Source organism: Mitsuaria sp. WAJ17 (assembly GCF_014174515.1).
In the GTDB taxonomy this organism is placed as follows: Bacteria; Pseudomonadota; Gammaproteobacteria; order Burkholderiales; family Burkholderiaceae_C; genus Roseateles_B.
Map to the genome: position 1 here is coordinate 342,123 of NZ_JACJUG010000001.1, position 12,574 is coordinate 354,696.

At 70.2% G+C, this 12,574-nt stretch carries 15 protein-coding genes; 12 read left to right on the forward strand and 3 right to left on the reverse strand.

The annotated features are described in order from the left end of the window. Positions 1 to 1,008 (reverse strand): ABC transporter permease subunit, encoded by a 1,008-nt coding sequence (locus H5407_RS01535; RefSeq protein ID WP_183102637.1) that lies wholly within the window; start codon positions 1,006 to 1,008, stop codon positions 1 to 3. 9 nt (positions 1,009 to 1,017) lie between these two features. Further along, positions 1,018 to 1,866: an N-acetylmuramoyl-L-alanine amidase gene (locus tag H5407_RS01540; protein ID WP_183102638.1), complete on the reverse strand. Its 849-nt coding sequence runs from the start codon at positions 1,864 to 1,866 to the stop codon at positions 1,018 to 1,020. A gap of 140 nt (positions 1,867 to 2,006) precedes the next feature. On the opposite strand from H5407_RS01540, the gene H5407_RS01545 reads away from it, so the two are divergent. From H5407_RS01545 to H5407_RS01580, 8 genes are all read left to right on the forward strand, one after another. Beyond that, positions 2,007 to 4,082: a M13 family metallopeptidase gene (locus tag H5407_RS01545; RefSeq protein WP_255501004.1), complete on the forward strand. Its 2,076-nt coding sequence runs from the start codon at positions 2,007 to 2,009 to the stop codon at positions 4,080 to 4,082. Between the two features lie 109 nt (positions 4,083 to 4,191). Continuing rightward, a complete protein-coding gene (locus tag H5407_RS01550) occupies positions 4,192 to 4,692 on the forward strand; it encodes a GNAT family N-acetyltransferase (protein WP_183102640.1) in 501 nt (166 codons plus the stop codon). 12 nt (positions 4,693 to 4,704) lie between these two features. Next, positions 4,705 to 5,334, forward strand: coding sequence for a LysE family translocator (locus H5407_RS01555; protein WP_183102641.1), 630 nt, complete (start codon positions 4,705 to 4,707; stop codon positions 5,332 to 5,334). 20 nt (positions 5,335 to 5,354) lie between these two features. Further along, the gene (locus tag H5407_RS24605; protein ID WP_183102642.1) at positions 5,355 to 5,624 is read left to right on the forward strand and encodes a hypothetical protein; all 270 of its coding nucleotides are present in this window, start codon (positions 5,355 to 5,357) and stop codon (positions 5,622 to 5,624) included. 4 nt (positions 5,625 to 5,628) lie between these two features. Next, positions 5,629 to 6,027, forward strand: coding sequence for a membrane protein insertion efficiency factor YidD (gene yidD, locus H5407_RS01565; RefSeq protein ID WP_183102643.1), 399 nt, complete (start codon positions 5,629 to 5,631; stop codon positions 6,025 to 6,027). 30 nt (positions 6,028 to 6,057) lie between these two features. Further along, a complete protein-coding gene (locus H5407_RS01570; protein WP_183102644.1) occupies positions 6,058 to 6,426 on the forward strand; it encodes a DUF5329 domain-containing protein in 369 nt (122 codons plus the stop codon). A 64-nt stretch (positions 6,427 to 6,490) separates the two neighbouring features. Continuing rightward, positions 6,491 to 7,156, forward strand: coding sequence for a DUF4197 domain-containing protein (locus tag H5407_RS01575; protein ID WP_183102645.1), 666 nt, complete (start codon positions 6,491 to 6,493; stop codon positions 7,154 to 7,156). A gap of 122 nt (positions 7,157 to 7,278) precedes the next feature. Then, on the forward strand, positions 7,279 to 8,715 hold the full coding sequence (locus H5407_RS01580) for an esterase-like activity of phytase family protein (protein ID WP_183102646.1): 1,437 nt from the start codon (positions 7,279 to 7,281) through the stop codon (positions 8,713 to 8,715). Positions 8,716 to 8,724: 9 nt separating this feature from the next. Here the strand turns inward: H5407_RS01580 and H5407_RS01585 are convergent, their stop codons facing one another. Then, complete coding sequence (locus H5407_RS01585) at positions 8,725 to 9,648, reverse strand: N-acetylmuramic acid 6-phosphate etherase (RefSeq protein WP_183102647.1); 924 nt, start codon at positions 9,646 to 9,648, stop codon at positions 8,725 to 8,727. A gap of 233 nt (positions 9,649 to 9,881) precedes the next feature. On the opposite strand from H5407_RS01585, the gene H5407_RS01590 reads away from it, so the two are divergent. From H5407_RS01590 to H5407_RS01605, 4 genes are all read left to right on the forward strand, one after another. After that, the gene (locus tag H5407_RS01590) at positions 9,882 to 10,142 is read left to right on the forward strand and encodes a hypothetical protein (RefSeq protein ID WP_183102648.1); all 261 of its coding nucleotides are present in this window, start codon (positions 9,882 to 9,884) and stop codon (positions 10,140 to 10,142) included. Between the two features lie 85 nt (positions 10,143 to 10,227). Then, complete coding sequence (locus H5407_RS01595; protein ID WP_183102649.1) at positions 10,228 to 11,079, forward strand: DUF692 domain-containing protein; 852 nt, start codon at positions 10,228 to 10,230, stop codon at positions 11,077 to 11,079. Beyond that, positions 11,076 to 11,873 (forward strand): DNA-binding domain-containing protein, encoded by a 798-nt coding sequence (locus H5407_RS01600; RefSeq protein WP_183102650.1) that lies wholly within the window; start codon positions 11,076 to 11,078, stop codon positions 11,871 to 11,873. The genes H5407_RS01595 and H5407_RS01600 overlap by 4 nt, the downstream gene beginning before the upstream one ends. A 76-nt stretch (positions 11,874 to 11,949) precedes the next feature. Continuing rightward, entirely contained in the window at positions 11,950 to 12,492 is a 543-nt protein-coding gene (locus H5407_RS01605; RefSeq protein ID WP_183102651.1) for a peroxiredoxin, read from the forward strand. Positions 12,493 to 12,574 lie beyond the last annotated feature (82 nt).

The window sequence follows — 12,574 nt, forward strand, 5'->3', positions numbered from 1 at the left end:
TCAGCGCGAGCGCATCCGCGGGTTGACGACGCCATAGAGCAGGTCCACCGCTAGGTTCACCGCCATGAAGGTCAGGGCGGAGATCAGGATGCCCGCCTGCACCACGGGGTAGTCGCGCCGGGCGATGGCGTCGATCAGCCACTTGCCCACGCCGGGCCAGGAGAAGATGGTTTCGGTCAGCACCGCGCCGGCCAGCAGGCTGCCGGTCTGCAGGCCCACCACCGTCAGCACCGGCACCAGGGCATTGCGCAGGGCATGGCCCAGCACCACGCGGGCCGTCGAGAGGCCCTTGGCGCGGGCGGTGCGGATGTAGTCCTCCTGCAGCACCTCCAGCATGCTGGAGCGCGTCATGCGCGCGATGACCGCCGTGCTGGAGGTGCCCAGCACCAGGGCCGGCAGCAGCAGGTGCAGCAGGGCCGAGCGCCAGGCGCCGGGCTCGGGGTGCAGGGCGGCATCGACCAGCATGAAGCCGGTCACGCGGGCGACGTCGTACTCGATGGCGATGCGCCCCGTCACCGGTGTCCAGGCCAGGCCCACCGAGAAGGTCATGATGAGGATCAGGCCCCACCAGAACACCGGCATGGAGTAGCCCAGCGTGGCCAGGCCCATCACGCCCTGGTCCAGCCAGGAGCCGCGCTTGAGGCTGGCCGCCAGCCCGAGGCCCAGGCCCAGCACCAGGGCCAGCAGCAGGGCTGCCGCGGCCAGCTCCACGGTGGCGGGGAAGAGGGCGAGGAACTCCTGCGCCACCGGCTCGTGGCTGACCAGGCTGCGGCCGAGGTCGCCCTGCAGCAGCTGCAGCAGGTAGCGGCCGTACTGCACGGGCCAGGGAGCGTCCAGCCCCAGCTGGTGCAGCAGCTGCGCATGCGTGGCGGCGTCCAGGGCGCGCTCGCCCATCATCACCTCGACCGGATCGCCGGGCACCAGGCGGATCAGGCCGAAGGCGACCAGGCTCACGCCCAGCAGCGTGGGCAGCAGGGTCAGCAGGCGGCGCAGCAGGGCGTTGAGCATGGGCGGGTGTCAGCGCGGCAGGCTGCCGTCCTTCATGCGAAAGCCATCGCGGCGGGTGATGACGTCCAGCAGGGCGGCGGTCTCGGCGTCGGCCTCGCCGTCGTAGCGGGCCGGGCGGTACTTCATCTGGAAAGCGGCCAGCACCTTGCGGGTCTCGGCGTCCCAGAGCCCACTCTGCGTGAGGCCGAAGCCGTGCTGGGCCAGCTTCTGCTGGAACCAGGTGGCGTCGGGCAGGGCCTGCTCGTACTGCGGGCGCAGCGCGTCCGCCAGGGCCTCGTCGGGCCAGGGGATGAGGCCGGCGGCCCACAGCTGCTTCCAGGGGAAGGCAGGGCCGGGGTCCTGCTTGCTGAGCGGCTGCACATCGCTGTGACCCAGGATGCGGTCGGGGCGGATGCGGTGGCGGGCAGCGATGTCCTGGCACAGGCGGACCACCTCATCGACCTGGGCCTGGGGGAAGGGCACGTAGCGCGGTCCGTCGGGCGTGTCCACGCGGCCGGGGTTGACGATCTCGATGCCGATGGAGGCCGCATTGAGGTTGCCCCAGCTCTTCCAGCGGCTCATGCCCGCATGCCAGGCGCGTCGGGACTCGTCCACCAGCCGGTAGGTGCGCACCGGCTCATCGCGCACCAGGTAATGAGCCGAGACCTCGCCGCCGCCGGGGTTGGGCTGGGTGAGGGTCTTGAGCGCGCTGTCGAAGTTGCCCACGGTGTAGTGCAGGATGAGCAGCTGGGCGCGGCTGTCCTGGTTGAGGGATTGGTAGCTGTCGTCGATCTGCAGGCCGCGCGGGCCGGTGGCGCAGGCGGCCAGCAGCAGGCTGGCCAGCAGGGGCAGGGAGCGGGTGAAGCGAAGGGCACTCATCGGCCCGCATTGTTGCAGCTTGCGCATTGGGGAAAAGCCCGATCTCCGATGGGGGCCTGACGAGCGGCATGGAGCCGGTCCTGGCACCACAATCCGGGCCTTCACGAAGACACGCTTGCCTCACCATGAAGACTGCCCGCATGAAAGCCTGGCGCCTGAGCGCCCTCGGCGCCGCCCTGGCCATGGCCACTCTGGCTCAAGCCCAGGAGTCCAAGCCCGCCGAACAGGCCCTGCAGAGCCTGCCCTACACGCCCAGCCTGGACCTCTCGGCCATGGACCGTACGGTGGATCCCTGCGAGGACCTGTACCAGTACGCCTGCGGCGGCTGGAACAAGAACAACCCCATCCCGGACGACCAGGCCCGCTGGTCCGTCTACGCCAAGGCGGCCAATGACAACCAGCGCTACCTGTGGGGCATCCTGGAAAAGCTGGCCCAGCCGGCCGCCCCTGGCGAGACCCGCAGCGATTCGCAGGCCAAGATCGGTGACTATTTCGCGGCCTGCATGGACGAGGCCGCCGTCGCGAAGAACGGCCTGGCCGCGCTCAAGCCGCTGCTGGGCCGCATCGAAGGCCTGAAGGACAAGGGCGAGCTGCCCTTCGTGCTCGCCGCCCTGCACCAGAACACCCACAACGGCCGCTTCTTCTTCAGTTTCGGATCGGGCCAGGACTTTGCGGACAGCACCCGCCAGATCGCCTTCGCGGCCACCGGCGGCCTGAGCCTGCCCGAGCGCGACTACTACCTGAAGACCGATGCCAAGAGCCGCGAGCTGCGCGCCAAGTTCCAGGCCCACGTGGCCCGCATCTTCGAACTGATGGGCGACGCCAAGCCCCAGGCCGCGGCCAACGCGCGCCTGGTGCTGGCCGTGGAGACGGCGCTGGCACGGGCATCGCTGAGCGTGGTCGAGAAGCGCGACCCGTACAAGAGCTTCCACCGCTACACAGGCAAGCAGCTGCAGGCCCTGATCCCCGATTTCGACTTCGCCGCCTACCAGAGCGCGCAAGACCTGGCCCCGCAGCAGGAGTTCAACGTCACCGAGCCGGCTTTCTACAAGGCCCTTGGCCAGCAATGGAAGCGTCTGCCGGTGGCTGACATCCGCACGATGCTGCGCTGGCAGCTGGCCAGCAGCATGGCACCCTACCTGGGCCCGGACTTCGTCAACGAGAACTTCGAGTTCTTCTCCAAGACCCTGCACGGCGTGCCCAAGCAGCAGGCCCGCTGGAAGAAGTGCGTGACCCTGGTCGATGGCCAGTTGGGTGAGGCCTTGGGCCAGGAGTTCGTGGCCCGCAACTTCAGCCCCGAGCTGAAGGCCGCCACCATCCGCATGACGGAGCAGATCGAGGTCGAGATGGGCAAATCCATCCAGGCCCTGCCCTGGATGAGCGAGGACACCAAAAAGCGTGCCCTGGAGAAGCTGCACAGCATCGTCAACAAGGTCGGCTACCCCGACCGCTGGCGCGACTACAGCCGCTTTGCGGTGCAGCGCGAGGACTTCGTGGGTAATGTGATGCGCGGCCAGGCCTTCGAGCGCCGCCGCGACCTGGGCAAGATCGGCCAGCCCCTGGACCGCGGCGAATGGGGCATGACGCCGCAGACGGTGAACGCCTACTACAACGCCCAGATGAACGACATCAACTTCCCCGCAGGCGTGCTGCAGCCCCCGCTGTATGACGCGAAGCTGGACGATGCGCCCAACTACGGCAACACCGGCGGCACCATCGGCCACGAGCTGGTACACGGCTTCGACGACGAAGGCCGCCAGTTCGATGCCAAGGGCAATCTCAAGGACTGGTGGACGAAGAAGGACGCCAAGGCCTTCGAGCAGCGCGCGGCCTGCGTCTCCAGGCAGTACGCCCAGTACAAGGTGATCGATGACATCAAGATCAACAGCAAGCTGACCCTGGGTGAAGACCTGGCCGACCTCGGAGGCCTGGTCCTGGCCTGGGCCGCCTGGCAGACGCAGATCGCAGGCAAGCGACTGCCCGCGGTGGACGGCCTGACGCCGGAGCAGCGCTTCTTCGTGGGCTTCGCCCAGTGGGACTGCAGCGACACCCGTCCCGAGGCCGCCCGCGTGCATGCCGCCACCGACCCGCATTCGCCGGGCCGCTACCGCATCAACGGCGTGGCGGTGAACATGCCCGAGTTCGAGAAGGCCTTTGCCTGCAAGCCGGGCCAGGCCATGGTCAAGCCGGCGGCGGAGCGCTGCAAGGTCTGGTAAAGCCGGGCCTGGGGCGATGCAAGGGCTGCTTCGGCCGCCCTTCATTTTTTGCGGCAAGACATGACCCCCGGCATGCGGCCTGCAGGGCGTACTCTGGCAAGCTGGGCGCATGAACACCCTGCAGCTCCGCGAGGGCCGGGCGGAGGATGCGACCGCGATCAGCGCCCTCATCGCCCAGCTCGCCCCGGCCTTCTTCCTCTCGCCTGACGGCGCGGGCACCGAGCCCTTCCGCACCTCTGTGTCCGAGACCGCCGAGGCGGGCTACCTGGCCGATCCGCGCTACCGCTTCTGGCTGCTGGAGGCGCAGGACGGTGCCCTGGCCGGCTTCATTGCCAGCCGTGACAAGGGCCATCTCTTCCACCTCTTCGTGGCGCCGGCCTGGCAGGGGCAGGGCCTGTCGCGCCGGCTTTGGCAGGCCATGCAGGAGGGGGCCGCCGCGGCCGGGCACCGCGGCCCCTTCACCGTCAATGCCTCGCTGCCGGCAATGGCGGTCTACGAGCACTTCGGCTTCGTCGCCGAGGGGCCGGTGCAGCAGGTCCACGGCCTGGCCTTCCAGCCCATGCGCCATCCCGGTCAGGCAGGGTGCGATGATGCCGGGCTCCCCACCTGAACCCGGCCGACCATGCCTTCCCTTGACACCTTGCTGGCCTTCCTGGCGACCGCCCTCGTCCTGGGCTTCACGCCCGGACCGGACAACCTCTTCGTGCTGATGCAGTCGGCCACCCAGGGCCGGCGGGCCGGCCTGGTGGTGGTGCTGGGACTGTGCACGGGCATCGTCGTGCACACCACGGCCGTGGCCCTGGGCCTGGCGGCGCTGCTGGCGGCCTCGCCCCTGGCCTTCACGCTGATGAAGGCGGCCGGCGCGGCCTACCTGCTCTACCTGGCCTGGGGCGCCTGGCATGCGCCAGCCGCGGACCTGCCCGGCAGCTCGCAGGCCCCGGCCCAGCCGCTGGCGGCCCTGTATCGTCGCGGCATCGTGATGAACCTCAGCAATCCAAAGGTGCTGCTCTTCTTCTTCGCCCTGCTGCCGCAGTTCGTGGCCGCGGAGCGCGGCCCGGTGGCCATGCAGCTGGCGGTGCTGGGCGCGGTGTTCATCGTCGCGACCCTGATCACCTTCGGCAGCATTGCCTGGGCCGCGGGCCTGCTGGGCGAGCGCCTGCGCCGCTCGCCGGGCCTGCAGCGCGGGCTCAACCGCTGCGCCGCCCTCGTCTTCGCCGGCCTGGCCCTGCGCCTGGCCACCGTCCAACGTTGATGCCAGGCTGAACCACCGCCATGCTGCAGATCCGCCCGCTTCAGTCTCGTGACTCCATGGCCGCCCTGACCGCGCTGCTGCACCGCGCCTATGCCCGCCTGGGCACCCTGGGCCTCCACTGCACCGCGGTCGATCAGCGCGAGGCCACCGCCGCCCGGCGCGTGGCCGGCGGCCAGGGCTGTGGCGAGCTGGCACTTGTCACGGCCGAGCCGGCCAACCATGTGCAGTGGCCCGGCACGTTCTACCGCCGCGCGACGATGAGCAAGCGGCTGGGCGCGGTGGCGGCCTGAGCGCATGCGCACACTGCTGCTGGCCTTGATCCGGCTCTACCAGCGCCATCTCTCTCCGCGCAAGGGCCATGGCTGCGCCTATCGCCTGCATTGCGGCGGCGCGGGCTGCTCGGGCCTGGGATTGCGCGCCATCCGCTGGAAGGGCAGCTGGACGGGGCTGTGGCTGCTGCGCGAGCGCCTGGCGCGCTGTGCGGCGGTGCATGCGCAGGTGCATCCGCAGCGTCGCCCGCCGGGCCTGCAGCGCGGTGACTGCGACTGCGGCGGCTGCGACCTGCCCGGTGCGGGTGGTTGTGATGCCTGTGACCTGGGCGATACCTGCGACTGCTGCGACGCCTGCGATGTCTTCGAGCGCAAGTCCCGCCGTGAGCAGCGCCGAAAGGCCTTTCGTGGGCGACTCTCCTGAGTACGGGCTGCCATGCGCGATGATGACGCCATGAAGATCGCCTTCCCACTGCTGCTTCTCCTGGGCCTTGGCAGCGCCCAGGCAGCACCCACCGCGCCGGAGGTGCGCACCGAGATCCAGGGCCTGCTGCAGCGCCTGCAGGACTCCGGCTGCGAATTCAATCGCAACGGCAGCTGGTACAGCGCCGCCGAGGCCCGCGGCCATCTGCTCAAGAAGCTGGACTACCTGGAGTCGCACGACGCACCGCCCAAGCGCAGCGAGGACTTCATCCAGCAGGCCGCCAGTACCAGCAGCATGAGCGGCAAGCCCTACCTTGTGCGCTGCGCCGCGGCCGCGCCGGTCCAGAGCAAGGCCTGGTTGACGCAGGAGCTGCTCAAGCTGCGCGGTGGCAAGACCTGACCCCGACCGGCGAGAGCCGCCCGCCCGCAGTAGCATGAGCCCCCTGCACCGAAGGAGCCGCCCCATGCTGAACCGCCGCACTGTCCTGATCACCTCGCCCCTGGCCCTGACCCTGCCCGCCTGGGCCCTCGGCGAGAGCGAGGCCGCCAGCGGCATTCGCGCCGCTCTGGAGCGCGGCGCGCAGGCCGCCGTGGCCCAGTTGGGTCGTCGGGACGGCTTCCTGGGGGACGACCGCGTGCGCATCGAACTGCCGGACTCGCTCAAGGGCGCGGTCCGCCTGCTCAAGGCCACCGGCCAGGGCCACAAGCTCGACGAGCTGCTGACCGCCATGAACCGTGCAGCCGAGGCCGCCGTGCCCGAGGCGCGCCTGCTGCTGGTCAATGCCGCCAGGAACATGAGCGTGGAAGATGCGCTGAAGATCGTGAAGGGCGGTGACGACTCCGTCACCCAGTTCTTCGCCGGCAAGACCCGCGCGCCCTTGACCGAGCGCTTCCTGCCCATCGTCACCCGAGCGACCGAGAAGCAGTCCCTGGCCGACAAATACAACGCCGTGGCCGGCAAGGCCGCGGGCCTGGGCCTGGTGAGGCAGGACGACGCCAACATTCAGCACTACGTCACCCGCCGCGCGCTGGATGGGCTCTTCTTCATGATCGGCGAGGAAGAGAAGCAGATCCGCCGCGACCCCGTCGGCACGGGCTCGGCCTTGCTGAAGAAGGTGTTCGGGGGTTGAGCCCTCGAGCTGGGGCGGGTTGACCCTGCCCCGCGAACATGGGGGGCGGCCGGCAGGGCGCTTCACTGCGCTGTCACCGGGCTTCACAAAGATGCCGGGCTGGTCCTGCCTGGAGTACCGCCATGTCCCGCCCCCTGCCCATCCCGTCCCCCCGCGTCCTGGCCCAGTGCCTGAGCCTGTGCCTGGCCCTGCCTGCCCTTGCGAACACCGCACCACTGCTGGCCATCGGCTCGATCTCGGGCCTGCATGACAAGTCCGGCCTTGCCGGCACCCTGGAGAACGGCCTGCCCGCTGACCTGCTGGGCGGCATGGGCTCTGCCCTGGCCTGGGCCGGCGGCAACACCTTCATCGCCCTGCCGGACCGCGGCCCCAATGCCACGGTCTACAAGCCGGGGGTGGACAACACGGCGTCCTACATCAGCCGCTTCCATACCGTGCAGATGGACCTGAAGCTGGCGGCCGGCGGTGCCTTGCCCTTCACGTTGACACCCACGCTGCGCTCCACCACCCTGCTGTCCAGCGCCACGCCGCTGGCCTATGGCTCGGGCGTGGCCTTCGGTCTGCCCGGCGGCGCTCCGGCGCAGAACACCGCCACGCGCCAGTTCTTCACCGGCCGCTCCGACGGATTCGACCCGGCCAGGTCCTCGCTGAACCCTGACAATGCCCGCCTGGACCCCGAAGGCGCGCGCGTCTCCAACGATGGCAGGAGCGTCTTCATCACCGATGAATACGGCCCCTACGTCTACCAGTTTGACCGCGCCACCGGCCAGCGTCTGCGCAGCTACGCCCTGCCGACCGAGCTGGGCGTGAAGGTGCTGGGCACCACCACGGCCGCCGAAGACAAGCCCGTCAACACCAGCGGCCGCGTGGCCAACAAGGGCATGGAGGGCCTGGCCCTGACGCCTGACGGCAAGACCCTGGTCGGCGTCATGCAGGCCCCGCTGCTGCAGGACGGCAACAAGGTCATCCGCATCGTCACCATCGACGTGGCCAGCGGCCTCACCCGTCAGTACGCCTACCAGCTGACCGACGGCAGCGGCGTCAGCGAGATCCTGGCCCTCAACGACCACGAGTTCATCCTGGACGAGCGCGACGGCGCGGGCCTGGGCGACGGCAGCGCCGCCAAGACCAAGAAGCTGTTCAAGATCGACCTGTCCGGTGCCGCCGACATCAGCGGCAAGAAGGGCGACCTGCGCAGCTTCGCCGTCAAGAAGAGCCTCTTCCTGGATGTGGCCTCGACCCTGATCCGTGCAGGCGTCGGCATCAGCGCCGAGACTGTGCCCGCCAAGATCGAGGGCCTCAGCTGGGGCGAGGACGTGGTCTGGAAGGGCCAGCTGCTGCACACGCTGTGGGTGGCCAATGACAACGACTTCCTGCCCGAGACCGCCGGCCCCAGCAACTTCTACGTCTTCGGCATCAGCGACGCGGACCTGGCCGGCTCGGTCTATGTGCCGCAGGCGCTGAAGGCTGTGCCGGAGCCCGCATCGCTGGCCATGGCGCTGAGCGGCCTGCTGCTGATGGGCGGCGTGGCGCGGCAGCAGCGACGCCAGAGGCGTTGAGCGGTGGGGTCAGGTCTTGCCAGTGGCCCCTTCCTCCTCGTCCTGAATCCCTGATGCGGCCAGCGCCTGGCGCAGATGCCCTTCGCAGCGCTGCAGCAGGGCGCGCGCCGCCTCGGGCTCCAGCCCGGCGCGCAGCATCAGCAAGGCCGGCTTGAGCTCGCCATCACAGGCCTGCAGCGCCGCCTGCGCGGCCTCCGGCGTGGCCTGGCCCAGGCGCTGGGCCAGGGACAGAGCGCGGCGGCGCAGCTTGGCGTTGCTGGCCCGCATGTCCACCATCCAGCAGCCGTGCACGCGGTGCAGGCCCACCATCAGGGCGCTGGAAAGCGTGTTCAGCGCGATTTTCTGCGCCGTGCCGGCCTTGAGCCGTGTGCTGCCGGCGATCAGCTCGGGGCCGGTGTCCAGCAGGATGCCGATATCCGCCTGGCGCAGCAGAGGCGTGCCGGCGTTGTTGGCCAGGCCCAGGCTCAGGGCGCCGGCCTCGCGGGCGGCGGCCACGGCACCCAGCACATAGGGCGTGCTGCCCGAGGCGGCCAGGGCGATCACGACGTCGTCTGCCGTGGGGGTCAGGGCCTGCAGCTCGTCGCGGCCGGCAGCCTCGTCGTCCTCGGCACCTTCCCGGGCCTCGAACATGGCTGCGGCACCGCCGGCCATCAGGCCCAGGGCCCGCTCGCGCGGCCAGCTGAAGGTGGGCGTCAGCTCCACGCCATCCAGCACGCCCAGACGGCCCGAGGTGCCTGCACCCACATAGACCAGGCGCCCGCCGCGGCGCAGGCGGGGCAGGGCGGCCTCCACCGCGGCCAGCAGCTGCGGTCGCGCCGACTGCACAGCGGCCAGGGCCTGCTGCTGGTCATCGACCAGCCACGCCAGCAGCTGCGGCAACGGGCACTGGTCCAGCGCGGGGGCCTGGGGCGGCGGGCTTTCGGTCTTCAGCATCGCGTTCTCCGGAAGCGTGCCGCTACTTTAGGCCGTCCGGGCCTCCTGCAGCGCGGCTCGCGGCACGACGGCCGCGGCCGGTCGCAGTGGGGTCGTCCTGTTACATCTTTTTTGACGCCGACGGTGTAAGTTCCCGGTGCCGAGCGCGACAGACCCGCAGATCCAACGCGAACGGCCCCGGCCGCCGCGCCGGGTCTCCTACCCATCTCAACAGAGCAACTCAGGAGAATCACATGCAACATAGCCTCAAGACTGGCCTGTCCGTCGCCGCCGCTGCCGCCGCCCTGTTCGCCGCCGCCACCTTGCCTGCCCAGGCCGCCACGCCTGCCGACGATGGCATGGTGAAGTGCTCGGGCGTCAACAGCTGCAAGGGCAGCTCCGAGTGCAAGACGGCCAAGAACGAATGCAAGGGCCACAACAGCTGCAAGGGCCAGGGCTGGGTCAAGAAGACCGAAGCCGAGTGCAAGAAGGCCGGCGGCACCGTCCAGAAGTAATCCCTCGTCCGCACTGACGGGGTCGGTGCGCTGCTTGCTGTCCTGAGCGGCCATCGACCCTGTCCTCCCCACCCCACCCCACCCCATGGATCCACGACCCATCGAAGGCTTCGGCCTGGGGCTGCGCGTCGAGCACTACCAGGCCCTGGGCGAGTCCCTGGACCCCGCGCTGCGGCCCCAGTGGCTGGAGATCATCTCCGAGAACTACCTGGTGCCGGGCGGCAAGCCGCTGCACCACCTGGAACGCCTGCGCCGCGACTATCCCGTGGTGATGCACGGCGTGTCCCTGTCCATCGGCAGCAGCGATCCGCTGGACCGCGCCTACCTGCGCGAGCTGCGTGCTCTGGCCGACCGCATCGAGCCGGGCTGGGTCTCCGACCACCTCTGCTGGGGCGGCGTGGACCATCGCCGCCTTCACGACCTCCTGCCCCTGCCCTACACCGAGGCCACGCTGGACCACCTGCTGCCGCGCATCGACGAGGTCCAGGAGTTGCTGGGCCGGCCCCTGGTGCTGGAGAACGTCTCCAGCTATGTGCGCTATGCCCAGGACGAGATGGGCGAGGCCGACTTCATCGCCGCGCTGCTGAAGCGTAGCGGCGCGATGCTGCTGCTGGACGTGAATAACGTCTACGTCTCCAGCCGCAACCATGGCTTCGATGCGCGGGCCTTCATCGACGCCATGCCTGCCGAGCGCGTGCGCCAGATCCACCTGGCCGGCCACGAGGACCAGGGCGAGCTGCTGATCGACACCCACGACCACCCCGTCTGCGATGCCGTCTGGCAGCTCTATGCCTACACCCTGCACCGCATGGGGCCCGTGCCCACCATGATCGAGCGCGACGACCACATCCCGCCCCTGCCCGAGCTGCTGCAGGAGCTGGACCTGGCGCGGCAGCTGTCCCGCCGCGTGCTGGCGGGCTGGCAGGAGGCCGCATGAGCGCGGTCCTGCTCGCAAGCCAGCGCCAGATGCAGGCGCTGCTGATGGACGAGAACCCTGGCGATCCCGCCGGCCTGCTCGACGCGGCCTCGCTCCGCGGCCTGGCCGTCTACCGCCATGCCTACCGCGCCCGGCTCATCGAGGCCCTGCGCGACAACTACCCCGTGCTGGCCCAGGTGATGGGCGACGAGGACTTCGACGCCCTGGCCGCCGCCTATGTGCAGGCCCGGCCCTCCGCCTTCGCCTCCATCCGCTGGTACGGCGACGCCCTGGCCGACTTCATGGCCACCGAGGCGGCGCTCGCCCACCCCGCCTTCGTTGACGTCGCCCGCATGGACTGGGCTCTGCGCGGAGTCTTCGATGCGGCCGAGGACGAGGCGTTGGCCTTCGAGTCCCTGCAGCATCTGGCCCCGCAGGACTGGCCAGCCCTGCGCCTGCAGCCCCGCGCGAGCGCCTGCTGCCTGGCGCTGGCCTGGGCCGTGGAGCCCGCCTGGGCCGCACTGGCCCGCCACGCGCAGCAGCGCGACGCCGGTGAGGTGGCGGACGAGCCCGAGCTGCCCGCCCCCGAGCCCCTGGATCACCGGCTGCTGGCCTGGCGCCCGCAGCTGGAGACGCGCTGGCGTTCGCTGGAGGCCGAGGAGGGCGCGCTGGTCGCTGCCGTGTTCGAGGGCGCCGACTGGACCCGCCTGGGCGAGCTCGCCGCCGGGCAGTGGGGCGAGGCCGAGGCTCCCGCGCGGCTGGTGGGCTGCCTGCAGCAGTGGGTGCAGGAGGGGTGGCTGCGGGCGCTGGCGTGATCGCCGAATAGCCGAGGCCTGGCACTGGGCTTGTGTCATGGGCATGATGCAGACCTTTGATGCCTCAAGGATGGCCATGCGTGCTTCTGCTTCCTTCCTGCTGACGGCCATGCTGGGCCTGGCCGCCGTGCTGCCTGCTCACGCCGCCCTCAAGCCGGGCGACGCCGCGCCCGACTTCAGCGCCGATGCCGCACTGGCCGGCGAGCCCTACCGCTTCCAGCTGGCCGAGGCGCTCAAGAAGGGGCCGGTGGTGCTGTACTTCTATCCCAAAGCCTTCACCAGCGGCTGCACGGTGGAGGCGCACCAGTTTGCCGAGGCCACGCCCAAGTTCCAGGCCTTGGGCGTGACGGTGATCGGCATCTCCAATGACGACATCGCCACCCTCAAGCGCTTCAGCGTGGAGGCCTGCCGCAAGCAGTTCGCCGTCGCGGCGGATGCGGGCGCCAAGGTCATGAAGGCCTATGACGCCAAGCTGCTGATGATGCCCGACACGGCGGACCGCATCTCCTACTTCATCGTGCCGCCGGGCCGCATTGCCGCGGTGCACGCCAAGCTCAGCGCCGATGGCCACGTCGAGGCCATGATGAAGGCGGCCGAGGCCTGGAAGGCCGCGCGTTGAGCCTGCGCCGGCGCGCCCTGCTGGGCAGCGCCGCCGCGCTGCTGGCCGCCTGTGCCGGCCCGGGCAGGCCTGTGGGCTCGCG